Source organism: Saccharothrix sp. NRRL B-16314, assembly GCF_000716595.1.
Lineage (GTDB): Bacteria > Actinomycetota > Actinomycetes > Mycobacteriales > Pseudonocardiaceae > Actinosynnema.
In genome coordinates, this window is sequence record NZ_JNXC01000099.1 from 1 (window position 1) to 666 (window position 666).

2 protein-coding genes are annotated in these 666 nt (G+C 73.4%); both read right to left on the bottom strand.

What is annotated here, in order from left to right:
- Positions 1-60: 60 nt before the first annotated feature.
- Positions 61-306: a hypothetical protein gene (locus tag OQ02_RS39195; protein WP_015034082.1), complete on the bottom strand. Its 246-nt coding sequence runs from the start codon at positions 304-306 to the stop codon at positions 61-63.
- Positions 303-530 (bottom strand): hypothetical protein, encoded by a 228-nt coding sequence (locus tag OQ02_RS39200; RefSeq protein WP_015034081.1) that lies wholly within the window; start codon positions 528-530, stop codon positions 303-305. The genes OQ02_RS39195 and OQ02_RS39200 overlap by 4 nt, the downstream gene beginning before the upstream one ends.
- Positions 531-666: the final 136 nt, after the last annotated feature.

Below are 666 nucleotides of genomic sequence, written 5' to 3' on the forward strand. Positions count from 1 at the left end.
CTACGAAGCCGCGTAACGCCGCGAGCGCCCCCTCCGCCCGCAGGCGGAGGGGGCGCGGTGTTAATTCTGGACGAGTTGGTAGATGAGGCCGGCGAGGGCGACGAGGACCGCGAGCGAGGGCAGTGGCCAGCGGGAGCGCTCCAGCGTGTCGAGTCGGCTGTCGTGGTCGTCGAGCCGCTTGTCGGTCTGGTCGCCGCGCTGGACCAGGAGCGCGAGGGAGCCGTCGGTCCGGGCGAATCCCGCCTCCATGGTGCCGCGCAGCTTTTCCAGCTCCAGGGCCACGTGCGCGGACTCCGACGGTGTCACCCGCGTGCCTCCGGCTCGTCGGTCCGGAGCCATCCGGGGAGCAGGCGCTGCACTCCGGGGAGCGCCATCACGCGGGCGAACCCGCCGGCGACCGCGAGGGCTCCGGCGACCCACGGGAGGGCCGCGGGGATGCCGGAGGCGTCGACGATCGCGGGGAGTACGACGGCGAGGCCGAGCGCGGACTGGAGGATGGTGCGCGCGGTGCGCTTGGTGGTGTCGTGCATGGTGGTGTCCTTTCAGGAGAAGAGGAGGTGCCAGGTGAGGGGCCCGGGGTACCCGTCGGCGTCGCCGCGGAGCTCGGTGCGGGAGCGCTGGAAGTCGGCGACGTTCAGCCGGTCGGCCTCGCCCCACTGCCGGGAC